The sequence below is a fragment of the Dactylosporangium sp. CA-052675 genome, assembly GCF_050947935.1.
Lineage (GTDB): Bacteria > Actinomycetota > Actinomycetes > Mycobacteriales > Micromonosporaceae > Dactylosporangium.
The window spans coordinates 7,748,846-7,771,942 of sequence record NZ_CP192010.1; the positions used below are offsets into that span (position 1 = coordinate 7,748,846).

Sequence of the window (23,097 nt, forward strand, 5' to 3'; positions counted from 1 at the left end):
ACTACGCGTTGTGCTCCTTCTTGTCACCGGCCCACTCGACGTGGAAGGTGCCCTCGCGGTCGGTGCGGCGGTACGTGTGCGCGCCGAAGTTGTCCCGCAGGCCCTGGATCAGCGAGGCGGGCAGGCGCTGCGCGCGCAGGCCGTCGAAGTACGACAGCGACGACGAGAACGCCGGGGTCGGGATGCCCGCCGCGGCGGCCGCGGCCACGACCCGGCGCCAGGCCGGCACGCCGGCGTTGACGGCCTCGGCGAAGTACGGCGCGACCATGAGGCTCTTGAGCCCGGGGTTCTCGTCGTAGGCCTCGCGGATGCGGTTGAGGAACCGGGCCCGGATGATGCAGCCGCCGCGCCAGATCGTCGACACGGCACCCCGGTCGATGTCCCAGCCGAACTCCTCGCTGCCGGCCTGGATGTGGTCGAAGCCCTGCGCGTACGCGACGATCTTCGAGGCGTACAGCGCGGCGCGCACGTCCTCGATGAACTGGTCGCGGTCGGTGACCTCCAGCGCCGCGACCTCGGTGCCGAAGGCGGCGCGGGCGGCCTCGCGCTGGTCGGCGTGGCCGGACAGCGAGCGGGCGAAGGTCGCCTCGGCGATGCCGGTGATCGGCACGCCCAGGTCGAGCGCGCTCTGCACGGTCCAGCGGCCGGTGCCCTTCTGCTCGGCCTGGTCGAGCACGATGTCGACGAAGGCCTGGCCGGTGTCGGCGTCGATCTGGGAGAGCACGTCGGCGGTGATCTCGATCAGGAACGACTCCAGGTCGCCGGTGTTCCAGGTGCGGAAGATGTCGGCGATCTCGGCCGGGGTCGCGCCGAGCCCGGCCCGCAGCAGGTCGTAGGCCTCGGCGATGAGCTGCATGTCGGCGTACTCGATGCCGTTGTGGACCATCTTCACGAAGTGCCCGGCGCCGTCGGGGCCGACGTGGATGCAGCACGGGGTGCCGTCGACCTTCGCCGAGATCTTCTCGAACATGGGGCCGAGGGTCCGGTAGGACTCCGGGGAGCCGCCGGGCATGATGCTCGGGCCGAGCAGGGCGCCCTCCTCGCCACCGGAGACGCCGGTGCCGACGAAGTGCAGGCCGTGCTCGCGCAGCGCCTGCTCGCGGCGGCGGGTGTCGGCGAAGTGGGCGTTGCCGGCGTCGACGATCATGTCACCCTCCTCCAGGAGGGGCACGAGCTCGTCGATGACGGCGTCGGTGGGGCCGCCGGCCTTGACCATGATGATGACGGCCCGCGGGCGGGCCAGGGAAGCCACGAAATCGGCCATGGACTCGCTCGGCACGAAGGTGCCCTCATGCGCGAACTCGTCCACGAGGCGGCGGGTGCGCTCGTACGAGCGGTTGTGCACGGCGACGGTGTAGCCGTTGCGGGCCAGGTTCCGGGCCAGGTTACGGCCCATCACCGCGAGACCGGTCACGCCGATCTGCGCCAGGTCGGACATCTGCGATGCACCTCATCCAGTCGAGCTCTCTGCCCCGGAGCACCGATCACTACCCCGTGATCAAGGTCCGAAGCGCGCGTCGACCCGAAGGCTACAGGAGGTGTTTGCGCACCATGAGCGTGATGCTGCGGTCACAGAAGGCCACAAGGTCCCACGAGATTCGCATGCGTTGCGCCGTACTGCCCCAGAATCGCCGCCGCGGCTCGACCACGAGCGCCGCGATCTCGAACGACCCGTCCCGCCCGACCACCGTCTCGACGCCGTCCACCGTTCCGACGGGCAGCCCGGCCAGATCCACGACCGGCTTGTGCAGCAGATCGACACCCATGCACCGATCGATACCCGGGCGGCATGATCGACTAACGGGCGCGCACGCCGTCCAGGGCCACGCTCAGCACGCGCTCGCGCTGCGCCTCGTCGACGTATCCGCCCGCGGTGAGCCCGGAGACGAGTCGCAGCAGGTCGTCGGTGCTGACGTCGCCCCGCGCGGCCCCGGCCTCCTGGGCGCGGGCGAGCAGCGGCTCGAACGCGGCGTACATGGCCTCGCGGGCGCCCCGCACCATCTCGGAGTCGCGGTTGATCTCCTCGTAGATGGCGCGCTTGGTCGCGACGTAGCCGACGAACCGGCGCAGCCAGGCCGCGAGCGCGTCCCACGGCTCCAGCCCGGCGACGTCGTCGGCGGCGCGGCACAGCGCGTCGAGCTCGCCGAGGTACACCGCGTCGAACAGGTCCTGCCGGGTCGGGAAGTTGCGGTACAGCGTCCCGATCCCGACCCCGGCGCGCCGCGCGATCTCCTCGAGCGAGGCGGTGGTGCCGTGCTCGGCGAAGGCGTCCCGCGCGGCGGCGATGAGCGCGTCGAAGTTGCGCCGCGCATCGGCCCGCTGCGGCCGCCGCACCCCGCCCTGCGTCTGCATCCGGCCACCTTCTATCGGAGGTAAGCCTCCACTTTAGCACCGGAAATCGGCCGGGCAGCGTGCGCGCACCGGTGCATGTCGGCGACCGTACGGTGGGCATGACCTACGCTGCGCGGGTGGACGAGGATGCGCTGCGGATGGCGGCCGGGAACGCGGCCGGGTTCTGGGCCCGGGTCGCCCGCGCCCGCGGCCACGAGACGCGCCGCGGCGACGGCTGGTTCGCGGTGCTCGACGACGAGCGCGGCAACGTGCGCGTGCTCACCCTGGCGGCCCGCGGCGCCGAGGACTTCGCGGCCCTCCTCCAGCGGCCCGCACGGGTGATGGTCGAGGACGCGTTCGGGTCGGTGAGCCTGGCCGCGCAGGGCTACGAGCGGCGCCCGATGCCGGTGATGCTGCGGCGCCCGGCCCGCCCCGCCGGCGAGCCCCGCGTCCCCGTGCGCCGGATCGGGGCGGACGAGCTGCACGTCGCCGAGCGGCTCGTGGTGGAGGAGTTCCCGCTGGCGCTCTTCCAGCCCTACGAGCGCGGCGCCGCCCTTCCCGAGCCCCTCCTCACCGGCGTCGAGGTCTACCTCGCCGAGCTCGACGGCGAGCCGGCCGGCGCGTGCGTGGCGGTCCCCGAGCCCGAGGTCGTCGGGGTGTACTGGGTGACGACCGGCACGGCCTTCCGTTCCCGGGGCGTCGGGCGCTCGCTCATGCACGCGCTGCTGCGCCGGTTCGACGACCGCCCGATGACGCTCACCGCCTCGCGAATGGGGCGGCCGCTGTACGAGTCCCTCGGCTTCGAGCACCTCACGCAGGCGAGCTGGTGGACCGGCGTCAGATGACCCAGGACGGGTTGAGGCGGGCGAACTCGGCCAGCCGGTCGTCGCGGGCCGCGGCGAAGAGCGCGGACGTCGTCGGGTCCAGGTTCTCGTAGTCGCGGCCGTCGCGCTGCTCGGTGTGGAACCGGCCCGCGTTCGTGCGCAGCAGGGTCAGGTCCCCGGGGCCGATCGCGCGCAGGCGGACGATCCAGTCGGTCACCGAGGCGCCGTTGCCGTCGAAGGTGAGCGAGTCGCCGACGGCCGTGATCGCGCGGTTCAGGGCGATCGGGTTCGCGACCACGCCGGCCGACGTCACCTTCTCCGCGATCGCGCGCAGCAGCTGCTGCTGGTGGCGCTGGCGGCCGTAGTCGCCGTCGGGGATCAGCTCGCGCTGGCGCACGTAGTCGAGGGCCTCCCAGCCCGCGAAGTGGCGGCAGCCGACGTGGTACACCTGCGCCCGCACCCCGGCGATCTTCACCGGGCGGAACGAGGGCGGGATCAGGCGGTACGGCGGCGTCTCCTTGCCCGAGGCGTCCCACCCGATGTGCACCGAGGTCGTCTCCTCGTCCACGCACAGCTCGACCCCGCCGATCGCGTCGACGACCTTGCGCACGCCGGCGAAGTCGATGATCGCCCCGGCGTCGAAGACCAGGCCGGTGAGCTGCTGCACGGTGCGCGCCAGCAGCTCGAAGCCGCCGAGCGCGAAGGCGGCGTTGAGCTTGTCGGTGCCGTGGCCGGGGATGGCGACCCGGGTGTCGCGGGGCAGGGAGACGAGGAAGGCCCGGTCGCCCGGCTCGGTCACGTGCACGATGATCACGGTGTCGGCGCGCGCGGCGGCCCGGTCCTCCCCGGGGCGCGCGTCGAGGCCGGCGAGCAGGATGTTGCGCCCCGGCTCGGCGTCGAGCCGGCTCCGCACGCCGGCGCCGGGACGGGTGCCCGGGCCGGCGGACAGCCGCGGCGCGGACTGGATGTCGATCCGGCGGGGCGGCCCGCGGTGCTCGCGGCCGGCGTCGCCGAGCAGGTCCGCCTCGCCCACCCGGCCGAGGTAGTGCTGCCAGGTCAGGGCGCCGCCGAGCGCGACCGAGAGCACGACGGCGGCCGTGACGAGCCACGCCTTCACCACTGTCACATCGGCCGCGCCCGGGAGCGGTTTAGGTGTCCCTGTACCCGTAGCGGTGGCGCAGCGGGACGGTGACGGCGCCGGTGAGGTACCGGTGCCGCGTCGCCATGCCCGTGGTCCACTCGTCGTCGAGGCGCAGCGCCACCGGCCCGGAGCGGAAGCGCATCGGGTTGCCGGAGACCTGGTGGGTGCGCGGGACCACCACCTCGCCCCGCTCGCCGACCGGCAGCGCGGCCGCCGGCACCCCGCTGAGCTCGGTGATCGCGCGCAGGGTGGCGTCGGGGTCGGCGATGAGGTCCTCGTACCGGAAGCGCAGGTAGGACAGGCCCGAGCGGCGCGCGATGCGCTCGGTGGCGAGGTTCCAGGCGGACCAGTACAGCGCGGTGAAGCCCGGGTGCATGCGCGGCATCTGCGCGCCGTTCGGGGCGTCCGGGTCGTGGCGGTGCCGCTGCCACGAGTAGGCGACCGCGCGCGGGTCCCGCACGATGTGGGCCACGCGCACGTCCAGGGTGGGCGACTGGAGCAGCGCCGTGAGGTACGACGGGAACTTCGAGGAGTCGACGACCACCCGGGCCCCGCTGACGGCGGCGATCGCGCGGTAGAGGCGCTCGAGGATCTCGTAGTACCACAGCAGGCGGTCGGCGTCCGGCGGGCTGGTCGGCTTGAGCAGCAGGCCGGGCAGGTGGCGGGTGCGGAACCGGCGCGACGCGGCGTCGAGGGCCCGGGCCGTCGCGTCGTCGGGCATCCCGCCGAACGTCTCGCCCAGCACGTCGACCCAGAACTGGCACGAGCGCAGGGGTGTGCCGCAGGAGCACCGCCGGTTCTGCAGCAGCCCGCGCTCCCAGAGGAACTTGAGTTCGCCGACGCCCACGAGCCCGGGAACCTGGTCGAGCAGGCTCTCGGCGAGCGTGCTCCCGCTGCGCCCCCATCCGGCCAGGTAGAGCACGCGGGTCGTCGGGCTCGGGTCGCTGCGCACCTTGACCCAACGCCCGAGTTGTCCGCTGAGTTACGCATATCGCCAGGTACGGGCGGGTGACGCGACCGAGGACACATGTGTTCTGTCGCGTTCGGCGTAGAACTCGGCCGGCGGCGGGCGGATGATCGGAACTCTCGTCGATGTGAGGAGCGGCCCATGCCGGACGACACGCTCACCCGGTCGGTCGTCTTCGCCGTCGTGCTGGTGGCGCTCATGGTCGGTCACGCGGTCGGCGACCACGTCGCCCAGACCGATCACCAGGCCGAGCGCAAGGCGGAGCGCGGCCCGGCCGGCTGGCGTGCCCTGGCCGGCCATCTGCTCAACTACCACCTCGTGGTCACCGCGGTGCTGCTGCTGACGGCGTTCGCGCTGCGGCTGCCGCTGTCCCCGCCCGGGGTGGCCGCCGGTCTGACCTTCTCGGTGCTCACCCACGGCTGGCTGGACCGCCGCTGGCCGGTCCGGGCGCTGCTGCGGTCCACCCGCTCGCCCGGGTTCGCGGAGGCCACGACGCCCGTGTGCGGGATGTACGTCGCCGACCAGGCCCTGCACCACCTCGCCCTGCTGGTGTCGGCGCTGATCATCGCGGGGCTGTGACGCGAGACGCCGGGCCCCGCCGGCCCAGATGCCGCTTCGCGACCGATTCCCCGACGCCTGCAGCGATCCGGCCCGCCCGCGCGTGACATGGACATGCCCGAGCCGCCCTTCAGCGAGTTCTACGGCGCGCACTTCCAGCGCATCGCCGTGCAGCTCTACGCCTATCTCGGCGATCACGCCGAGGCCCAGGACGTCGCCCAGGAGGCGTTCTGCCGGGCGCTGGAGCAGTGGCCGCGGATTCAGCGGTACGCCGACCCGGCCGCCTGGGTCCGCCGCGTGGCCTGGAACCTCGCCACGAGCCGGCTGCGACGGCTGCGCACCGCGATCGGGTTCCTCGCCCGCCAGCGCGAGCAGCACGTCGACGGCCCGACCCCGGACCGCGTCGCGCTCGTCGCGGCCCTGCGCGAGGTGCCCGCGGCCCAGCGGCGCGCGCTCGTGCTGCACCACCTCGGCGGGCTCGGCGTGGCCGAGATCGCCGAGCAGGAGGGCGTCGCCGAGGGCACCGTGCGCTCCTGGCTCACCCGCGGCCGGGCCCGGCTCGCCGCCCAGCTGACCCCGGAGGCCCGGCATGCCTGACACCCTGGTCGAGGACGAGTTCGCGCGGTTCGCCGAGGCGTTCACCGGGACGTTCCGGCCGGTCCCGGTCGAGGCGCTGCCCCGGTGGCGGCGCGCCCGGCGGCGCGGCGCCCTGTGGCTCGCGGGCCTGGGCGCGGCCCTGGTCGCCGCCCTGTCGCTCAACGCGCTGCAGCCCGCGGCCCGGCCCGGTCCGGCACCGTTCACCGATCGGGTGGTCCGGCTGGAGGGCGCCCGCGGCGAGATGGCGGTCGGGTTCGCCGACCGCTCCGACGGCTGGGTCACGTTCAACGACTGCCGGGCCGGCGGCGACTGCGAGCACGTGCTGGGCCGCACCACCGACGGCGGCCTGACCTGGCGCCGGGTGGCACTGCCGGAGCTGCCGGCGCAGGGCCGGCTGTGGGCGCACCCCGGACCGGCCTCGGCGCTCATCGGGGTCACCGGGTCGCCCACCACCGTGTGGGAGACGAACGACGGCGGCCTGACGTGGCGCAGCATCGTCACCGACGGTACGTCGGCGATCGTCGAGCCGCCCTCCCGCGAGATCAGCGGCTCGTGGAAGGTCACCCACGACGGGCTCGAGTCGCACGCGGCGCACTCCCCCGACCGCGGCTCGACCTGGCGCGGGCTCGAGCCCGCGGTCGGCGCCGAGGCCGAGGTGCGGGTGTCGGCGGACGATCGGGACGCCTGGGCGATCGCCGCGCGGCCGACACGGGCCTGGCGGCTGACACCGGAGGGCACCGAGGCCGAGCCGGAGCTGCCGGCCGGAGCCGACCCGTCCATGATCAGCGCGATCGGCGGGGGTGGCCTGCTGATGCTCGTGCCGGGGCGGGGCGTGGGCGTCTGGCGCGGCGGCACCTTCACCCCGCTGCCCGCGCCGCTGCACGAGGCCGTGCTGCCGGCGGTCCTGAGCGACGGGGCGATCACGCTCTGCATGCCCGACGGGTCCCTCGTCGTCGGGGGCGAGCACGCGGCGTGGGTGCGCTATGTCCGGCCGTGACGGGGAGCACAGTTGAACGCGTTCAAGAACCGGTCTACCGTCTAGTTGAACACGTTCAGATAGACGGAGGTCAGGCATGGAATACCTGAAGCTCGTCACCTACGTGCTGTACCTCGCGGTCAGCATCGTGCTCACGGTGTGGGTCGCCCGCACACTGCTCAAGAACGGCCAGGTGTTCCTCGACGACGCGTTCGCCGACGAGCGCCTCGCCGACTCGGTCAACCACCTGCTCGTGGTCGGGTTCTACCTGCTCAACCTCGGCTACGTGGCCGTCGCGCTGAAGATCAGCGGGCCGATCACGGACGAGAGCGGGGCGATGGAGGCCCTGGCGATGAAGCTGGGCACGGTCCTGCTGGTGCTCGGCGCGGTGCACTTCGGCAACCTGTTCGTGCTGAGCCGCTTCCGCCGGCGCCGGCTGCTGGAGCAGTCCGCGCCGCCGATCGAGCCGACCCGCACCGTGGCGCCGCTCGCCGCGCCGCTGCACATGGAGGCGCCGCTGGTGCCGCCGTTCCCGCGCCCGCCGGTCCACCGCCCGGACCCCGGCGAGATGCCGCCGCCGCGATGATCACCCGGCTCACCGTCCTCTACGACGAGGGCTGCCGGCTCTGCCGCACGGCCAGGGCGTGGCTCGGCGGCCGGGCCCAGATCGTCCCGCTCGAGTTCGTCGCGGCGGGATCGCAGGAGGCGCGCCGCCGGTATCCGGCGCTCGATCCGGACGAGACCCTCGCCGACATCACCGTGGTCGCCGACGACGGCGGCGTGTACGTCGGGGATGCGGCCTGGCTCGTCTGCCTCTGGGCGCTGGACGGCTATCGGGGGCTGGCGGCGCGCCTCGCCCAGCCCCACCTGCGGCCGCTCGCCCGCCGGGTGGCGCAGTCGGCCGGGAGGCTGCGCGGATATCGTCAGGACTGTGGTGAAACCTGCGACACCTGACACGCCGGAGACGGGACGCGGCGAACAGACCAAGCGGCTCATCGTCGACACGGCGGTGCGGCTGTTCCGCGACCAGGGGTACGACAAGACCACCATGCGGGGCATCGCGCAGGCCGCCGGCGTCTCGGTCGGCAACGCCTACTACTACTTCCCCTCCAAGGATCACCTGGTGCAGCAGTTCTACGCCACGGTCCAGGAGGACACCGCGGCCGCCGTCGCCGCGGCCCTGGCCGAGCCGGGGCCGTTCGACGAGCGGCTGCGGGTGGCGCTGACCGGCATGCTGGAGACGATGACGCCGTACCACGCGTTCGCCGGCAAGTTCATCAAGACCGCCGTCGAGCCCGGCTCGCCGCTGAGCCCGTTCAGCGCCGAGTCAGGCCCGGCCCGGGAGCGTTCGATCGCGGTCCTGCGCCAGGTCGTCGAGGGCGCCACCACGAAGATCGACGCGGAGCTGAAGCCGGACCTGCCCGAGCTGCTGTGGCTCGGGCAGATGGGCATCACCCTCTACTGGGTCCACGACACGTCACCCGATCAGGCGAAGACCCGCCTGCTGATCGACCGCGCGGTGCCGCTCATCGACCGGCTCGTCGCGCTGGCCCGGATGCCCGGCCTGAAGTCGGTGACCAGGGAGACACTGAAGATGTACCGGCTGCTGAAGTAGCGCCGCACGTAGTCGGACGGTAACCAACTGTTCAACGACAGCGTTCGCCGATCCCGGGATCCCGGGGTAGCGTCGGCTCCCATGGCGACCTTGCAGGGCACCCGCACGGCCGCCGACCACGACGCGGTCATCGCCGAGATCGAGCAGGCCGAGGGCTACATCGCATCGATCTGCTTCAAGACCGGGCCACCCGCGGCGGTCGGTGTCGAACTCGAGTTCACCGTTCACCAACGCGACGATCCGGCCGCAGCGCTGGATCCCGCCCGGCTCTGCCAGGCGCTCGGCGACCACGCACCGCCGACCCTGCGGGCCGACTCCCCGGCGCTCCCGCTGCGCAGCGGCGGCAGCGTCACCCTCGAACCCGGCGGCCAGGTGGAGATCTCCAGCCGGCCGCACGGCTCCCTGATCGAGCTCCACTCGGCCGTCAGCGCCGATATCGAGCAGCTCACCGCCCTGCTGGACCGGGTCGGCCTGGTCCTGGGCGACACGGGCGCCGATCCGCACCGCCCCCCGCGGCGGATGCTCTCCACCCCCCGGTACGACGCGATGGAGGCGGCCTTCGACCGCCGCGGCATGTCCGGAAAAATCATGATGTGCTCGACGGCGGGCCTGCAGGTCTGCCTCGACCCGGGCCCGGCGCCCGAGCTGCCCGACCGCTGGGCCGCGGTCCACGCGCTCGGGCCCCCGCTCCTGGCCCTGTTCGCGAACTCGGCGCGCTTCGCGGGCGCGGAGACCGGCTGGGCCTCGGCGCGGCAGCGGGCCTGGCGGGGCATCGACCCGTCCCGGACCCGCGCCGTGGCCACCGACGGGGCGCCGCCGGCCGGCTGGGCCCGCTACGCGCTGGCCGCCACGCTGCTGTGCGTCCGGCGGCCCGACGGGGCCTGGGACACCCCTTCCGGGGTGACGTTCGCGGACTGGATCCGCGGCGCACTGGACACGAGGCCGACGTACGCCGACCTCGACTACCACCTCAGCACCCTCTTCCCGCCGGTGCGCCCGCGCGGGTACCTGGAGATCCGCTACCTCGACACCCAGCCCGGGCGCGCCTGGTTCGCGCCCGCGGCGCTGCTGCACGCCCTGCTCGCCGACCCGGCCACCGTCTCGCGGGTGCTGGAGCTGTGCGCGCCGGCCGCCGGGCGCTGGGTGGAGGCGGCCCGCGACGGGATGGCCGACCCGGTGCTCGCCCGGGCCGCCCGGGCCGTGCGCGAGCTCGCCCTGGCGCGGCTGGACCTGCCGCCGCACCTGACCGAAGCCGTGCTCGAAGGGAGTACTCGCAATGGCTGACCTGCGCGATCGCGTCGCCCGGGAGCTCGAGCGGACCCGGGCCCGCTCCGCCGGGCTGACCGAGGCGGTCGACGACGGCGACCTGGTGCGCCAGCACTCGCCGCTCATGTCGCCGCTGGTGTGGGACCTGGCGCACATCGGCAACCAGGAGGAGCTGTGGCTGGTGCGCGACGTCGGCGGCCGGGAGCCGGTGCGGGCCGACATCGACCACCTCTACGACGCCTTCAAGCACGCCCGCCGGGACCGGCCCGCGCTGCCGCTGCTCGGGCCGAAGGAGGCGCGGGCCTACGTGGCGACCGTGCGCGACAAGGTGCTCGACGTGCTTGAGCGAGTACACCTGGAGGGAAGGCGGCTGACCGAGGACGCCTTCGCCTTCGGGATGATCGTGCAGCACGAGCAGCAGCACGACGAGACCATGCTCGCCACGCACCAGCTGCGCCGCGGCGATCCCGTGCTCTCCGCGCCGCCCCCGCCGGAGTCCACTGTGGACGTGCGGGGCGAGGTGCTGGTGCCGGGCGGGCCGTTCACCATGGGCACCTCGACCGAGGCGTGGGCGCTGGACAACGAGCGGCCCGCGCACACCGTCGACGTGCCCGCGTTCTGGATCGACCGGGCGCCGGTGACCAACGCGCAGTACGCCGCGTTCCTGGACGAGACCGGGGCGAACCCCCCGCTGCACTGGAGCCGCGACCCGGGCGGGTGGCTGGCGACCGGGTTCGGGCGGACCGCGCCGATCGTCCCCGACGCGCCGGTCGTGCACGTGTCCTTCCCCGAGGCGCAGGCCTACGCGGCCTGGGCGGGCCGGCGGCTGCCGACCGAGGCCGAGTGGGAGAAGGCGGCGCGGTGGGACCCGGTGACCGGGCGTTCGCGGCGGTACCCCTGGGGCGACGAGGACCCCGGCCCGCAGCACGCGAACCTCGGCCAGCGCCACCTCGCCCCGGCGCCGGTGGGCGCCTATCCCGCGGGCGCCTCGCCGCTGGGGGTGCACCAGCTCATCGGCGACGTGTGGGAGTGGGTCGACAGCGACTTCGCCGCCTACCCGGGCTTCAGCGCGTTCCCCTACCGCGAGTACTCCGAGGTGTTCTTCGGCCCCGAGTACAAGGTGCTGCGCGGCGGCTCCTTCGGCACCGACGCGGCCGCGTGCCGGGGCACGTTCCGCAACTGGGACTACCCGATCCGCCGGCAGATCTTCAGCGGCTTGCGCACCGCCCGCGACGCCACGCCCCCGGAGCTCGGCTAGTGTGCCGGCACCTGGCCTACCTCGGGCCGCCGATCCCGCTGGCGGATCTGCTGTTCACGCCGCCGCACTCCCTGGCCCGCCAGTCGTGGGCGCCCCTGGACATGCGCGGCGGCGGCACCATCAACGCCGACGGGTTCGGCGTCGGCTGGCGGCAGGGCTCCGGCTTCGTGCGGTACCGCCGCGACGCTCCCCTGTGGACCGATGCCGGGCTGCCCGCGCTGGCCGCCGCGACCAGCTCCACGGCGGTGCTCGCGGCGGTGCGCTCGGCGACGGTCGGCATGCCGGTCACGGAGACGGCCGCCGCGCCGTTCGCCGAGGGCCGCTGGCTGTTCTCGCACAACGGCAAGGTGGCCGGCTGGCCGGACAGCGTGACGGCCCTCGCCGCCGGGCTGCCGGTCCGCGACCTGATCACCCTGGACGCCCCGACCGACAGCGCCCTGGTGTGGGCCCTGGTCCGGGCCCGCCTGCGCGACGGCGCCGCCCCGGACACGGCCCTGGCCGGGGTCGTCGCGGACGTGTCGGCGGCCGCCCCGGGCTCCCGCCTCAACCTCCTGCTCACCGACGGCGAGACGATCGCCGCCACGACCGCCGGTCACTCCCTGTCGTATCTGTCCACCGCGGAGGGGGCCGTGCTCGTCGCCTCCGAGCCCCTCTCCCCCGACCCCGCCTGGACCGCCGTCCCCGACCTGTCCCTGCTCGTCGCGGCCCCGCCGGCCGTAACGGTCATCGCGCTGGAAGGTGTTCTCACGTGACGCTGCCGGAGTCTGACCTCGAAGTCCACCTGACCGACGCCGACCTCGCCGCGGGCCTGCGGCAGGACGCCCGCCGCGGGCTCACCGCGAGCCCGAAGTGGCTGCCCCCGAAGTACTTCTACGACGCCCGCGGCAGCGAGCTGTTCGAGGAGATCACGCGGCTGCCGGAGTACTACCCGACGCGCGCCGAGCGCGAGATCCTGACCACCCGCGCGGGGGCGATCGCCCGGCTCACCGGGGCCAAGACGCTCATCGAGCTCGGCTCCGGCTCGTCGGAGAAGACCCGCCTGCTGCTCGACGCCCTGCGCGAGCACGGCACGCTCGGCTCGTTCACCCCGCTGGACGTCTCCGGCGCGGCGCTGCGCCACGCCCTGACCGACCTGCGCCGCGACTACCCGGACCTGCACCTGCACGGCATCGTCGCCGACTTCGTGCACCACCTGGAGGTCCTGCCCGAGGCCGGCACCCGGCTGGTCGCGTTCCTGGGCGGCACCATCGGCAACTTCACCCCGGCCGAGCGGGCGCCGTTCCTGGCCGCCCTGCGCGCCCGCCTGGCCCCGGGCGAGTTCCTGCTGCTCGGCGCCGACCTGGTGAAGGACCCGGCGGTACTGGTTCCCGCCTACGACGACACCGCCGGCGTGACGGCCGAGTTCAACCGCAACGTGCTGCACGTGCTCAACCGCGAGCTGGACGCGAACTTCGAGCCGGACGCGTTCGCCCACGCCGCCGTGTGGGACGACGAACGCGAATGGATCGAGATGCGCCTGCGGGCACTCGCGCCCATGCGCGTACGACTCGACGCCCTGGACCTGGAGATCGCCTTCGCGGCGGGCGAGGAACTGCGCACCGAGGTATCGGCGAAGTTCCGGCGCGAGGGCCTGACCGGGGAGCTGGCGGCGGCGGGGTTCGCGGTGCGCGACTGGTGGACGGACCGGGCGGGCCGCTTCGCCCTGACCCTGGCCGCGGCCGTGTAGCCCTGGCCGGGACGCCGCCCCGGTGTGGTGGTCGCGCCGCTGTTGCCGGAGCCGGGGCGCCCGCATCCGCCGGAGTCACTGACGGCGACCGGGCGTCGTGGTTTCAGCGCCGCGTCAGGGGTCTCCGCCAAGGTGGCAATCGGCGAACCCCGCCCCATCACGGCCGGCACGGTCCGGCATACGAGAACCGAGAGGATGACCACAATGCGCAACCAATGGGCCGGCCCGACCCGTTGACGAACGCCCTGACGTAGCCGGGTCAGCGGGCCTCAGCCGCCCGCAACCGGAGTCGCTTCGCGGCCGCCGCGGCGTTGCGGCGCTGGCGCTCGGCGTCGGCCGCCAGCGCCGCGGCGCCGTTCTCGGTCAACCGGTAGTAGCGCCGGTGCCGGCCGTCGACGACCTCCGAGCCCTCCGGGGCTACGAGACCCTCGGCCGTGAGGCGGTCCAGGGCGGCGTAGAGCGTGCCGGCCGCGAGCACCACCCGGCCTCCGGAGAGCTCGGCGACCTCCTGGATCACGGCGTAACCGTGCATGGGCCGCACCGCGAGCGCGGTCAGGATCAGGAAGGTCGGCTCCCGCATCGGGGTCATGCCGATCTTTATACGGCCTTTTGCCCCGATCAGGTCGCCCGGTGCCGGGCCCTCGTGACGGCCGGGCCCGGCAGTTCGCGAATACGCGGGCCGGGCTGCCGCGGAATGTGACCGGTCGGCTCCGCCGCGTGCGCACCCCGCCCCTGCCGGCCGTCCGCCGCGTCGACCGCACCCCGATGACCCTCCGCCGCGTGGACCGCGCCCCAGCGGCCGTCCGCCGCGTGCGCGCCCCAGCGGTCGGCCGCCGCGGGCCCGCCCCAGCGGTCGGCCGCCGCGGGCCCGCCCCAGCGGTCGTCCACCGCCGGCGCGTACGCGGGCTCGGTGCCGAAGACCGCACGCGCGTAGACCGGCTCGGCCGCCGGGTAGCTCGCGTGCACCGCGGCGTACGCCGCCGGCGGGTGCATCCGGTAGGAGCCGGTGCCACCCAGCTGACGGGCAGCCGGGTGAGGCCGCATCCCCGGGCGGGGACCCGGACGGGTGACGACGAACCGTACGGTGCCGATCGCGCCCCGCACCAGCAGCACGGCCGGGGCCAGCAGGACGAGCGCGTTGATGTGGACGAACCCGCCGAACATCATCACCTTCGCCGCCCAGGCCGCCATCGCGGTGCCGAGGATGAGGCAGACCACGCGGTACAGCGCGGTGTTGCCCGGCAGGAAGGCCGCCCCGAACACGGCGAGACCGCCGATGAGGTACGCCAGGAGCATCAGCTCCCCGCGGGTGCCGCCGAACTGCAACAGGGTCTCGCCCACCGAAGTCCCTCCATGACCGTCTCGCAACCGACCTGCAACCACGGTAGGCGAGCACCCGTGCGCGCTCTGTCATGTGATCGGCCGGGGCCGCTGCCGGACGGGGGGACGGACGGGTTGCGGCCCGTCGGAAATCTGTCCGGCGACACACACCGGCGAGGGGTGTGCGTCGTGGCGAGATCCTTCGGGTACACAATGGTGCATGACCGCCGCGCCCCCCGTCGTCGCCGACCGTTACCGTCTTCTCGAGCCCCTGGGTGTCGGTGGCATGGGGCGGGTGTGGCGTGCCCGGGACGAGACCCTCCATCGCGATGTCGCGGTCAAACAGATCGTCCTGCCCCCCGAGCTGCTCGACAGCGCCCGGGACGTGGCCATGGAGCGCACGCTGCGCGAGGCGCGGGCGGCGGCGCGGCTGAGCCATCCCAACGTGGTGCGGGTCTACGACGTGCTCGCGGCCGAGGGGCAGCCGTGGCTCGTCATGGAATACGTGCGGTCGCGCTCGCTGGACCAGGTCATGCGCGAGGACGGGCCGCTGCCGGTGCGCCGGGTCGCCGAGATCGGCCTCGCGGTGCTCGACGCGCTGCGCGCCGCCCACCGGGCCGGGGTCGACCACCGCGACATCAAGCCCGGCAACGTGCTGCTGGCCGAGGACGGCCGCGTGGTGCTCACCGACTTCGGCATCGCCCGCGTCGAGGGCGAGGGCCACGTCACGCGCACCGGCCTCGTGCTCGGCTCGCCCGAGTTCATCGCGCCCGAGCGCGCCCGCGAGGGCATCGCCGGCCCGGCGAGCGATCTGTGGTCGCTGGGCGCGACCCTGTACGCCGCCGTCGAGGGCCGCTCCCCGTTCGGCCGCGGCTCCGCGATGGAGACGCTCACCGCGCTCGCGTCCGAGGAGGCCGACCCGCCGCAGCGCGCGGGCGCCCTCGCCCCGGTGCTGCGCGCCCTGCTGCGCAAGGACCCCAAGGCCCGCGCGGACTTCGCCCAGACCGACGAGCTGCTGCGGCGGGCGCTGCTGCCCGAGACGGCGAAGAAGAAGCGCTCGTGGCTCAGCGGCTGGGGCCGCACCGAGGCCCCGGCGCCCGCGGTGCCCGCCCAGCGCACGCCGCAGACCCGCCCCGAGCGCCCCGAGCGCCTCGTCCGCCCGATCCCCCCGGCCGCCGCGGCCGCTGCTGCCGCCCCCGCCGCCGCACCGCCGACCACGCCCGTGGCGCGCGGGAACGCCGTTGTGCCGCCGCCGGCGCAGGAGGCGCCCGCGACCGGGTCCGGCGTGATCGAGGGCCCGGTCTTCGGCGCGGCCACCGCGGACGAGCTCGACCCGGACCTCGAGGCCCCGGCCGCCGAGCCGGAACCCGAACCGGAGCCCGAGCCGGTCGCGGAGGTTGAGCCCGAACCGGAGCCCGAACCGGAGCCGGAGCCGGAACCCGAGCCTGAACCGGAGCCGCAGCCGGAACCCGAGCCCGAACCCGAACCGGAGCCGGTCGCACAGGTCGAGCCCGAACCGGAGCCCGAACCGGTCGCGAAGTTCGAGCAGCCGACGCGCGTCGAGCAGGCCGCGCCCCGCGCCGCCGGGGTGGCCGCCGTCGTGGCGCCGCCGCCGGGCTCCGGATCGCCGAAGCGGCGCACCGGCCTGCTCGTCGGCGGCGTCGCCGCGGCGGTCGTGGTGGCGCTGCTGGTCTGGCTGGCCGTGAAGACCGACGACAGCGCCCCGGACACCCAGGGCACCGGGGCCACCCGGACCACCGGCGCGGCGGCCGCGCCCGTCCCCAGCGCGCCGGGCTCCTCGGCGCCGGCCGCGGGTGGTGGCCAGGGCAGCTCCGCGCCCGCGGAGACCACGGGGAACCCGACCACCCCGGCGGCGGAGCCGCCGGCCGGCACGGCCTCGGGCAAGCTCCCGCCGCTGCCGCCGGGCTGGACCGACTACCACGACCCGACGGGCTTCTCGGTGTACGTCCCGCAGGGCTGGAACAAGTCCATCGACGGCACGATGGTCTACTTCCGCGGCAACAACCGCTCGCTCGGCATCGACCAGACCGGCAAGCCCAACATGGACCCCGTCGCCGACTGGACGCAGCAGGAGAAGGAGCGCGGCGGCAGCTACTACAAGAACTACTCGCGGGTCGGCATCAGGCCGGTGGAGCACTACTTCGTGGTCGCCGCCGACTGGGAGTTCATCTACGGCAGCAAGCAGCACGTGAACAACCGCGGCGTGGTGACGTCGGACCACCAGGCGTACGGCATCTGGTGGTCGACCGCCGACAGCGACTGGGCCAACGCCCGCGGCGACCTGGACATCGTGTTCGCGAGCTTCCGGCCGAGGCCGTGAGCGCCTGGGCCGGCGGCGAGGGCGACCTGCTGCGGCTGCCGTCCGGGCGCGTGATCCGCGGGCGGGGGCTGCGGCACGGCCCGCCGGCCGCCGCGCCCGACTTCGGCCTGTACCTGCTGGGCCGCCGCCCGCCCGCCGTCGCCTGGGACGCGACCTGGGTGCGCTGGCCCGACTTCCGGCTGCCCTCGGACCGGGCGGCGGCCGCGGCGGCGTTCGCCGAGGCGCTGCGCCGGGCGGAGCGGGAGCGGGTCGAGGTGGCCTGCCGCGGCGGGCGGGGGCGCACGGGCACGGCCCTGGCCTGCATCGCGATCCTCGACGGCGTGGCGGCGGACGAGGCCGTGGCCTACGTCCGCCGGCACTACCACCCCCACGCGGTGGAGACGCCGTGGCAGCAGCGCTACGTGCGGGCGTTCGGTTCGCGACCTTGAGCGGGGCCGCCCGCCGCGGCCACCGTGAGCGGCCGCGGCGGCTGCGCGGCCCGGAGGGCACCGGCCCGGCCGCTATGTGGACGGCGGCGGCGCGGGCGCTGTGCGCCGGGCTATCGGCGTGCACAGGGCCGCGAGCGCGGTCACCGTGACGGCGGCACCGGCGACGCCGAGCGTCGGCGGCACCCCGAAGTGCTTGGCGGCGAACGTGAGCGCCGCGTCGCCGGCCGGGGCCAGCACGAGCTGCAGCGTCCAGAACGCCGCCGTGACCCGGCCGAGCAGGTGACCCGGGGTCACCTCCTGGCGCAGCGAGACCGAGGAGATGCCGGCGACCCCGGTGCACAGCGTCACCGTGGCGGCGAGCACGGCGATGAGGGGCACGTCCGCGGCCAGGCCGATCCCGGCCACGACCAGCCCGCACAGGCAGAACGCGCCGATCCAGGTGGCACCGAAGCCGGCCCGGCGGCGCAGCGGGGCGACCACGGCGGAGGCGAGCGTGCTGCCGAGCACGCCGGCGGTCAGCACCAGGCCGATCACCGCGTCCGGCTGCCCGAGCCCGCTCATGAGGTGGTAGACGATGACGTCGTTGAGGCTCGAGGTGAAGAAGATCAGCACCGCGAGGAGCACGGTCAGGGGCAGCATCACCGGGTGGCGGCGGATGAACCGCACGCCCGCGCCGAGGCCGCGCTCGGTGCCCTCGGTGCCGGGGCCGCGCAGGTTGACCAGGAACAGCCCGGCGGCGGACAGCGCGAAGGAGATGGCGTCGAGGCCGATCGCGTAGACCGGGCCCGCGCCCTGCGAGACGAGGCCGGCGACGGCGGGGCCGGCCAGGTACGCGACCGAGTACGCCCCGTAGAGCAGCCCGTTGGCCTCGGCGATCCGGTCCGCGGGCACCAGCGCGGGCACCACGGCGACGTAGGTGACCTGGAAGATCATCGAGAACACCGCGGCGGACGGCAGCACGACGTACAACACCCACGGCTGCGGCCCGGCCAGCCAGGCGAGCGGGATGGCCCCGAGGAGCGCGAACCGGGCCAGGTCGCACCGGCGCAGCACGCGGCGCCGGTCGAAGCGGTCGGCGATGACGCCGGCGAAGACGCCGGTGAGCAGGGTGGCCACCGCCGACAGCGCGCGGATCCAGCCGAGGTCGGTGATCGAGACCGACCCCGTGCGCATGAGCAGCGGGACGGCGGCGAACGTGCACGCGTCCCCGAACGCCGACAGCGTCTGCACCCCGAGGAAGACCGCGAAGTCGCGGCTGCGCCACAGCGCGCTCACGACCGCAGGAGTCGGACGATCACGTGGCGCGGGAGGTCGATCAGGCGGGCGTCGAGGTACTCGGGGCGGCCCACCAGCTCCGCCGCGCGATCCTGGGCGGCGGCCCGGCTCAGACCCGGGTCGGCCCGCATCAGCGCGTCGCGCAGCACGTTGCCGATCCGGCCGTGGACGTGCGTGAGCAGCCGGCCGGCGACGCCCTCGGCCGGGCGCAGCACCGCCTCCACCGTCGCCTGCCTCGGGCCGGGCGTGCTGCGGCGCAGGCGCAGGTCCCACTTGGCCCCGACCAGCTCGCGCAGCGCGGCCTGGGCGGCCTCGTCGCGCAGGTCGGGGTGGTTGTTCGCGGCGAGCAGCGTGACCCGCGGGACGTTGAGCGCGAGCAGCACCCGGGCCAGCCACGGGCCGGGGTCGCCGGCGAGGTCGACGGTGAGCTCGTCGGCCTTGAGCGGGCCGCCGCCGAGAATGCGGGCCGGGCCCCGGGCCGCCGCGCCCTCGAGGGACTGCTCGCCGTGGGTGTAGATGTTGGCCGAGCCGGCGAGCTTGTCGAGGCGGCGGTCGAGGATCTGCCAGGTGTGCGGGGTCGGGCGGCAGACGTAGAGGTCGCTGGCGCTGCCGACGGCCTGGGCGCCGTGGTACCGGTTGAACCCGGGCAGCATCGCCTCGATCGCGAGGTCGAGGTCGAGCACGGCCCGCTGGACCTTGAGGCCGAGGGCGGGGGTCAGGGGGCTGAAGCCGTACGCCATCACGAGGCGCCCGTTCGCGCGGTCCCGCAGCGCCTGCGCGCCGCGGCCGAGGAACAGCTGCACGCCCTCGGGCGTGTAGGGCGGGTCGGTGAAGATGACGTCCGCGGTGCCCACGAGCGCCGGCGGGAGCCCGAAGCGCAGATCCGCCTGGTAGCAGGCGATCCCCGCGCCCTGCCCGTCGATGTAGGCCAGCAGCCGCTCGTCCACGTCGACCACGGCGATCTCGGTGTCCGGCAGCGCCTGGCGGGCCGCGAGCGAGGTGAGGTCGTGGTCGCCGACGCACACCAGGCGGGCGCCGGCCAGGTCGTAGGTCCCGGCGAGCCATTGCGCGCGGCGGCGGGCCGTCTCCTCGGTGGCGGAGACGTGGTCGAGGGCCTGGTCGGCCCGGGGCGCACCGGCGATCAGGTCGCCCATGCCCCCGACCTCGGGCACCGTGTCCAAGCCGGCGAGGTCGAAGCGCTCGCCGTACGACTCCCGGACCGACGGCCGCAGGATCACCCGTCCGCGGTCCTCGCGCAGGTCCGGGCCGGCCGCGCGCAGGAGCGCCTCGACGGTGCGGCGCGGGACGGCGTGGTCGCGGACCAGGTCCTCGAGGGCGGCCGGCGCGAGCGTGAGCGCCCGGATCAGCTCCCGCAGACGGCGCCCCGCGATCCCGGATGCCGAGACGAGGGCGGCCACCGCATCGATCGGCTCGGGCTCCACCGGGGCACCCTACCATCGCGAATCTCTGGGGTTGACAGTTAAAAGTTAACCGGGAGTAGCGGTTCGGGGGGCCCGGGATCTACAGAGCGCAAGATTTCCTGGATGTTTCGGCGCCCAAGTACAGGGTGGGGGCGAGGGTACGGGTAGGGCATCGACCCTTGTCCAACTCTTCGAATGTGTGTGATCGTCCTCGCATCGCTGCAAGTCGATGTCGACGGCGGGCCTCCGTACGGCGCGCACACCGGCCCTCAGACGCTTCGACGTGCGCGTGACCTCCATTGGTTCCGGCCCCTCCCGTCACACATTCCCCGGTGGGTTCGGGTCGTTGCTGAAAGAAGGCACCCTTGAAGCTCTCCCCACGGTTCGCTACAGCGGCCGGAGTGTTCGCGGTCGGGCTGGTCACAGCCGGCACGGCCGCGGCCGTGCAAGCCACGAACGCCTCTGCCTCCACGGACGCCGTCGAGGTGTCCAACGCCGTCGCCGCCCAGTCGGTCGACTCGTTCGTCAAGAGCAAGCCGAGCGTGATCCAGCCGAGCTCCGACGACGCCTACGTGCAGAAGTCGGTCACGGCCTCGGGCAACGCCAAGTACATCGCGTACGAACGGACCTACAAGGGCCTGAAGGTGACGGGCGGTGACTTCGTCGTCGTCACGGACAAGTCCGGCGCGACGCAGTACACCTCGGTCTCTCAGACCAAGGCGATCGGCAACCTCTCGACGACCCCGTCGATCACCTCGGCGGCCGCCGAGTCCGTCGCCAAGGCCCAGCTCAAGACCGTCAACAACGTCGAGGGCACCAGCCTCGTCGTGTACACGCTCGACGGGGCGGCCAAGCTCGCGTACGAGACCACGGTGTCGGGCACCGGCGCCGAGGGTGCCAGCCGTCTCACCGTCGACGTCGACGCGGCGACCGGCGCGGTGCTCAACACCACCGAGCACGTCATGGCGGGCACCGGCACCGGCTGGATCAACGGCTCGGTGTCGATCAACACCACGCAGTCGGGCAGCACGTACAGCATGAAGGACCCGAACTACACCAACGTCTCCTGCCAGGACGCGGCGAACAACACCACGTTCTCCGGCAGCGACGACGTCTGGGGCAACGGGACCGGCACCAACCGGGAGACCGGCTGCGTCGACGCCCTGTACGTCGCGCAGAAGGAACTGTCGATGCTGTCCACGTGGCTGGGCCGCAACGGCTTCAACGGCTCGGGCGGCGGCTGGCCGATCCGCGTCGGCCTGAACGACCAGAACGCGTACTACGACGGCACGCAGATCCAGATCGGCAAGAACACCGCCGGCCAGTGGATCGCCTCCGCCGACGTCGTGGGCCACGAGGCCGGGCACGGCATCGACGACACCACCCCGGGTGGCATCTCCAAGAGCGGCACCCAGGAGTTCGTCGCGGACACGTTCGGCGCGGCCACCGAGTGGTTCGCGAACAACCCGAACGACCCGCCGGACTACCTGGTCGGCGAGGAGGTCAACCTGGTCGGCAGCGGCCCGATCCGCAACATGTACAACCCGTCGGCCGTCGGCGACTCGAACTGCTACTCCAGCAGCACGCCCGGCTCGGAGGTCCACGCGGCCGCCGGCCCCGGCAACCACTGGTTCTACCTGATGGCCCAGGGCTCCGCCGGCAACGGCCAGCCCGCCAGCCCGACCTGCAACGGCTCGACCGTCAGCAACCCGCTGGGCATCCAGAACGCCATCAAGGTCATGTACAACGCGATGCTGATGAAGACCTCGTCGTCTTCGTACCTGAAGTACCGCACCTGGACGCTGACCGCGGCCAAGAACCTGTTCCCGGGCAGCTGCACCCAGTTCAACACGGTCAAGGCCGCGTGGGACGCGGTGTCCGTGCCGGCGCAGTCGGGCGACCCGACCTGCACCGGTGGCACCACGCCGCCGCCCACCACCGGTGGCCCGACCACCCCGCCGCCCACCGGCGGCTGCTCCGGCCAGAAGCTGGCGAACCCCGGCTTCGAGTCCGGCGCGACGTCGTGGACCGGCACCACGGGCAGCATCGGCCAGTGGTCCAGCTCCGGCCAGGCCGCGCACGGCGGCACCTGGAGCTCGTGGCTCGACGGCTACGGCTCGACCCACACCGAGGCGATCCAGCAGTCGGTGACCATCCCGGCCGGATGTACGGCGACCCTGTCGTTCTACGTCCACATCGACTCGGCCGAGACGACCACCACGACCCAGTACGACAAGCTGACCATCACGGCCGGCTCGACGACCCTGGGCACGCTGTCCAACCTCAACAAGGCCTCCGGCTACCAGCTCAAGAGCTACAGCCTCAACGCCTTCGCGGGTCAGACGGTGACCATCAAGTTCAGCGGCACCGAGGACTCCTCGCTGCAGACCTCGTTCGTCATCGACGACACGGCCGTCACGCTGAGCTGACGCTCGCTGCAAGGAAGGGCCCGGGCCGCGCGCCGCCCGGGCCCTTCCGCTGTCTACACCGTGATGGCGATCCCGATCACCGGCGGCCGCTTGAGGCGCAGCACCCCGGTGAGGAGGTTGCCGGCCCGGGACAGGAAGTACTTGCTCGCGATGTACCGCCGGGCCCGCGCCGTGCCCGCCTCGTCGAGCAGCCGCGCGGTCCCGGCCACGGTCGGCGCGCCCTCCTTGACCGTCCCGCGGACGTTGCACGGGGTGAGCTCGACCCGCCCGTCGTTGCGGATGCGCTTGACCTTCCACGCGTCGAGGTTGGAGATGACGAACACCTCGCCCTCGTGCACCGCGTGCCACACCGGCGTCGCGACCGGGGTCCCGTCCTTGCGATACGTGGTCAGGCGGACGTACCCGGCCCGCTCGATCGCCTGCGCTGCGTCGGCATTCATGGTGCAAGTGTGCCGTCCGTTCGGCCGGACTTCGCGCGTCGGGCTCGCAGCCGCCGTGTCCGGCCCCGTACGCTCGTCGCGTCCCAGGTCATCACGGTGGAGGAGGTCGGCGATCCTCCAGTTCCGCATCCTCGGGCCGCTCGAGGTCGACAACGGCGCCGGACCGATCGACACCGGGACCCCG

At 73.8% G+C, this 23,097-nt stretch carries 24 protein-coding genes; 14 read left to right on the forward strand and 10 right to left on the reverse strand.

Annotated features, from left to right (window positions below):
• Nucleotide 1: 1 nt before the first annotated feature.
• The 3 genes from gndA to ACQP1P_RS34475 all read right to left on the reverse strand — a co-directional run bounded on the left by gndA (nt 2) and on the right by ACQP1P_RS34475 (nt 2,352).
• Nucleotides 2-1,438, reverse strand: coding sequence for an NADP-dependent phosphogluconate dehydrogenase (gndA, locus tag ACQP1P_RS34465; RefSeq protein ID WP_433077422.1), 1,437 nt, complete (start codon nt 1,436-1,438; stop codon nt 2-4).
• A 91-nt stretch (nt 1,439-1,529) separates the two neighbouring features.
• Entirely contained in the window at nt 1,530-1,766 is a 237-nt protein-coding gene (locus ACQP1P_RS34470) for a hypothetical protein (RefSeq protein ID WP_433077424.1), read from the reverse strand.
• 31 nt (nt 1,767-1,797) lie between these two features.
• Nucleotides 1,798-2,352, reverse strand: coding sequence for a TetR/AcrR family transcriptional regulator (locus tag ACQP1P_RS34475; protein WP_433077426.1), 555 nt, complete (start codon nt 2,350-2,352; stop codon nt 1,798-1,800).
• Between the two features lie 98 nt (nt 2,353-2,450).
• On the opposite strand from ACQP1P_RS34475, the gene ACQP1P_RS34480 reads away from it, so the two are divergent.
• A complete protein-coding gene (locus ACQP1P_RS34480; protein WP_433077428.1) occupies nt 2,451-3,176 on the forward strand; it encodes a GNAT family N-acetyltransferase in 726 nt (241 codons plus the stop codon).
• Here the strand turns inward: ACQP1P_RS34480 and ACQP1P_RS34485 are convergent.
• Nucleotides 3,169-4,272, reverse strand: coding sequence for an LCP family protein (locus ACQP1P_RS34485; protein ID WP_433077430.1), 1,104 nt, complete (start codon nt 4,270-4,272; stop codon nt 3,169-3,171). The genes ACQP1P_RS34480 and ACQP1P_RS34485 overlap by 8 nt on opposite strands.
• 31 nt (nt 4,273-4,303) lie before the next feature.
• Nucleotides 4,304-5,248, reverse strand: coding sequence for a sulfotransferase (locus ACQP1P_RS34490; protein WP_433077432.1), 945 nt, complete (start codon nt 5,246-5,248; stop codon nt 4,304-4,306).
• 156 nt (nt 5,249-5,404) lie between these two features.
• On the opposite strand from ACQP1P_RS34490, the gene ACQP1P_RS34495 reads away from it, so the two are divergent.
• The 10 genes from ACQP1P_RS34495 to egtD all read left to right on the forward strand — a co-directional run bounded on the left by ACQP1P_RS34495 (nt 5,405) and on the right by egtD (nt 13,259).
• Nucleotides 5,405-5,842 carry a DUF3307 domain-containing protein gene (locus ACQP1P_RS34495; protein WP_433077434.1) on the forward strand — a complete coding sequence of 146 codons (438 nt, stop codon included), beginning with the start codon at nt 5,405-5,407 and terminating at the stop codon, nt 5,840-5,842.
• Between the two features lie 93 nt (nt 5,843-5,935).
• The gene (locus ACQP1P_RS34500; RefSeq protein ID WP_433077436.1) at nt 5,936-6,418 is read left to right on the forward strand and encodes an RNA polymerase sigma factor; all 483 of its coding nucleotides are present in this window, start codon (nt 5,936-5,938) and stop codon (nt 6,416-6,418) included.
• Nucleotides 6,411-7,415 (forward strand): hypothetical protein, encoded by a 1,005-nt coding sequence (locus ACQP1P_RS34505; RefSeq protein WP_433077438.1) that lies wholly within the window; start codon nt 6,411-6,413, stop codon nt 7,413-7,415. The genes ACQP1P_RS34500 and ACQP1P_RS34505 overlap by 8 nt, the downstream gene beginning before the upstream one ends.
• A 76-nt stretch (nt 7,416-7,491) precedes the next feature.
• Nucleotides 7,492-7,980, forward strand: a complete 489-nt coding sequence (locus tag ACQP1P_RS34510; protein WP_433077440.1) for a hypothetical protein — start codon at nt 7,492-7,494, stop codon at nt 7,978-7,980.
• On the forward strand, nt 7,977-8,348 hold the full coding sequence (locus ACQP1P_RS34515; RefSeq protein WP_433077442.1) for a thiol-disulfide oxidoreductase DCC family protein: 372 nt from the start codon (nt 7,977-7,979) through the stop codon (nt 8,346-8,348). The genes ACQP1P_RS34510 and ACQP1P_RS34515 overlap by 4 nt, the downstream gene beginning before the upstream one ends.
• Nucleotides 8,326-9,009 carry a TetR/AcrR family transcriptional regulator gene (locus ACQP1P_RS34520; protein WP_433077443.1) on the forward strand — a complete coding sequence of 228 codons (684 nt, stop codon included), beginning with the start codon at nt 8,326-8,328 and terminating at the stop codon, nt 9,007-9,009. Before ACQP1P_RS34515 ends, ACQP1P_RS34520 begins: the two co-directional genes overlap by 23 nt.
• 81 nt (nt 9,010-9,090) lie before the next feature.
• Nucleotides 9,091-10,293, forward strand: a complete 1,203-nt coding sequence (gene egtA, locus ACQP1P_RS34525; RefSeq protein ID WP_433077445.1) for an ergothioneine biosynthesis glutamate--cysteine ligase EgtA — start codon at nt 9,091-9,093, stop codon at nt 10,291-10,293.
• Nucleotides 10,286-11,533: an ergothioneine biosynthesis protein EgtB gene (egtB, locus tag ACQP1P_RS34530; RefSeq protein ID WP_433077447.1), complete on the forward strand. Its 1,248-nt coding sequence runs from the start codon at nt 10,286-10,288 to the stop codon at nt 11,531-11,533. The genes egtA and egtB overlap by 8 nt, the downstream gene beginning before the upstream one ends.
• A complete protein-coding gene (egtC, locus tag ACQP1P_RS34535; RefSeq protein WP_433077449.1) occupies nt 11,533-12,285 on the forward strand; it encodes an ergothioneine biosynthesis protein EgtC in 753 nt (250 codons plus the stop codon). Before egtB ends, egtC begins: the two co-directional genes overlap by 1 nt.
• 2 nt (nt 12,286-12,287) lie before the next feature.
• Nucleotides 12,288-13,259 carry an L-histidine N(alpha)-methyltransferase gene (gene egtD, locus ACQP1P_RS34540; RefSeq protein WP_433090214.1) on the forward strand — a complete coding sequence of 324 codons (972 nt, stop codon included), beginning with the start codon at nt 12,288-12,290 and terminating at the stop codon, nt 13,257-13,259.
• A gap of 259 nt (nt 13,260-13,518) precedes the next feature.
• Here egtD and ACQP1P_RS34545 read toward each other — a convergent pair whose 3' ends face one another.
• Both ACQP1P_RS34545 and ACQP1P_RS34550 read right to left on the reverse strand, forming a co-directional pair.
• The gene (locus tag ACQP1P_RS34545) at nt 13,519-13,848 is read right to left on the reverse strand and encodes a PadR family transcriptional regulator (protein WP_433077451.1); all 330 of its coding nucleotides are present in this window, start codon (nt 13,846-13,848) and stop codon (nt 13,519-13,521) included.
• A gap of 29 nt (nt 13,849-13,877) precedes the next feature.
• Nucleotides 13,878-14,600, reverse strand: coding sequence for a hypothetical protein (locus ACQP1P_RS34550; protein WP_433077453.1), 723 nt, complete (start codon nt 14,598-14,600; stop codon nt 13,878-13,880).
• Nucleotides 14,601-14,799: 199 nt separating this feature from the next.
• On the opposite strand from ACQP1P_RS34550, the gene ACQP1P_RS34555 reads away from it, so the two are divergent.
• Entirely contained in the window at nt 14,800-16,920 is a 2,121-nt protein-coding gene (locus tag ACQP1P_RS34555) for a serine/threonine-protein kinase (protein WP_433077455.1), read from the forward strand.
• A complete protein-coding gene (locus tag ACQP1P_RS34560; RefSeq protein ID WP_433077457.1) occupies nt 16,917-17,348 on the forward strand; it encodes a protein-tyrosine phosphatase family protein in 432 nt (143 codons plus the stop codon). The genes ACQP1P_RS34555 and ACQP1P_RS34560 overlap by 4 nt, the downstream gene beginning before the upstream one ends.
• A 72-nt stretch (nt 17,349-17,420) precedes the next feature.
• On the opposite strand, the gene ACQP1P_RS34565 is transcribed toward ACQP1P_RS34560, so the two are convergent.
• Together ACQP1P_RS34565 and ACQP1P_RS34570 are read right to left on the reverse strand one after the other, a co-directional pair.
• The gene (locus ACQP1P_RS34565; protein WP_433077459.1) at nt 17,421-18,623 is read right to left on the reverse strand and encodes an MFS transporter; all 1,203 of its coding nucleotides are present in this window, start codon (nt 18,621-18,623) and stop codon (nt 17,421-17,423) included.
• Nucleotides 18,620-20,065, reverse strand: a complete 1,446-nt coding sequence (locus tag ACQP1P_RS34570; protein ID WP_433077461.1) for a bis-aminopropyl spermidine synthase family protein — start codon at nt 20,063-20,065, stop codon at nt 18,620-18,622. The genes ACQP1P_RS34565 and ACQP1P_RS34570 overlap by 4 nt, the downstream gene beginning before the upstream one ends.
• Before the next feature lie 344 nt (nt 20,066-20,409).
• Between ACQP1P_RS34570 and ACQP1P_RS34575 the strand changes: the two genes are divergently transcribed.
• Nucleotides 20,410-22,473: a M4 family metallopeptidase gene (locus ACQP1P_RS34575; RefSeq protein WP_433077463.1), complete on the forward strand. Its 2,064-nt coding sequence runs from the start codon at nt 20,410-20,412 to the stop codon at nt 22,471-22,473.
• A gap of 53 nt (nt 22,474-22,526) precedes the next feature.
• On the opposite strand, the gene ACQP1P_RS34580 is transcribed toward ACQP1P_RS34575, so the two are convergent.
• Nucleotides 22,527-22,913 carry a PPOX class F420-dependent oxidoreductase gene (locus tag ACQP1P_RS34580; RefSeq protein WP_433077465.1) on the reverse strand — a complete coding sequence of 129 codons (387 nt, stop codon included), beginning with the start codon at nt 22,911-22,913 and terminating at the stop codon, nt 22,527-22,529.
• Nucleotides 22,914-23,097 lie beyond the last annotated feature (184 nt).

What these genes read in the sequence shown, in the direction of transcription:
- ACQP1P_RS34480 (WP_433077428.1), top strand. Translation starts at nt 2,451, where the DNA reads ATGACCTACGCTGCGCGGGTGGACGAGGATGCGCTGCGGATGGCGGCC.
- ACQP1P_RS34555 (WP_433077455.1), top strand. Translation starts at nt 14,800, where the DNA reads ATGACCGCCGCGCCCCCCGTCGTCGCCGACCGTTACCGTCTTCTCGAG.
- ACQP1P_RS34510 (WP_433077440.1), top strand. Translation starts at nt 7,492, where the DNA reads ATGGAATACCTGAAGCTCGTCACCTACGTGCTGTACCTCGCGGTCAGC.
- ACQP1P_RS34505 (WP_433077438.1), top strand. Translation starts at nt 6,411, where the DNA reads ATGCCTGACACCCTGGTCGAGGACGAGTTCGCGCGGTTCGCCGAGGCG.
- ACQP1P_RS34580 (WP_433077465.1), bottom strand. Translation starts at nt 22,913, where the DNA reads ATGAATGCCGACGCAGCGCAGGCGATCGAGCGGGCCGGGTACGTCCGC.
- gndA (WP_433077422.1), bottom strand. Translation starts at nt 1,438, where the DNA reads ATGTCCGACCTGGCGCAGATCGGCGTGACCGGTCTCGCGGTGATGGGC.
- ACQP1P_RS34470 (WP_433077424.1), bottom strand. Translation starts at nt 1,766, where the DNA reads ATGGGTGTCGATCTGCTGCACAAGCCGGTCGTGGATCTGGCCGGGCTG.
- ACQP1P_RS34515 (WP_433077442.1), top strand. Translation starts at nt 7,977, where the DNA reads ATGATCACCCGGCTCACCGTCCTCTACGACGAGGGCTGCCGGCTCTGC.
- egtA (WP_433077445.1), top strand. Translation starts at nt 9,091, where the DNA reads ATGGCGACCTTGCAGGGCACCCGCACGGCCGCCGACCACGACGCGGTC.
- egtB (WP_433077447.1), top strand. Translation starts at nt 10,286, where the DNA reads ATGGCTGACCTGCGCGATCGCGTCGCCCGGGAGCTCGAGCGGACCCGG.
- ACQP1P_RS34495 (WP_433077434.1), top strand. Translation starts at nt 5,405, where the DNA reads ATGCCGGACGACACGCTCACCCGGTCGGTCGTCTTCGCCGTCGTGCTG.
- ACQP1P_RS34475 (WP_433077426.1), bottom strand. Translation starts at nt 2,352, where the DNA reads ATGCAGACGCAGGGCGGGGTGCGGCGGCCGCAGCGGGCCGATGCGCGG.
- ACQP1P_RS34545 (WP_433077451.1), bottom strand. Translation starts at nt 13,848, where the DNA reads ATGACCCCGATGCGGGAGCCGACCTTCCTGATCCTGACCGCGCTCGCG.
- ACQP1P_RS34500 (WP_433077436.1), top strand. Translation starts at nt 5,936, where the DNA reads ATGCCCGAGCCGCCCTTCAGCGAGTTCTACGGCGCGCACTTCCAGCGC.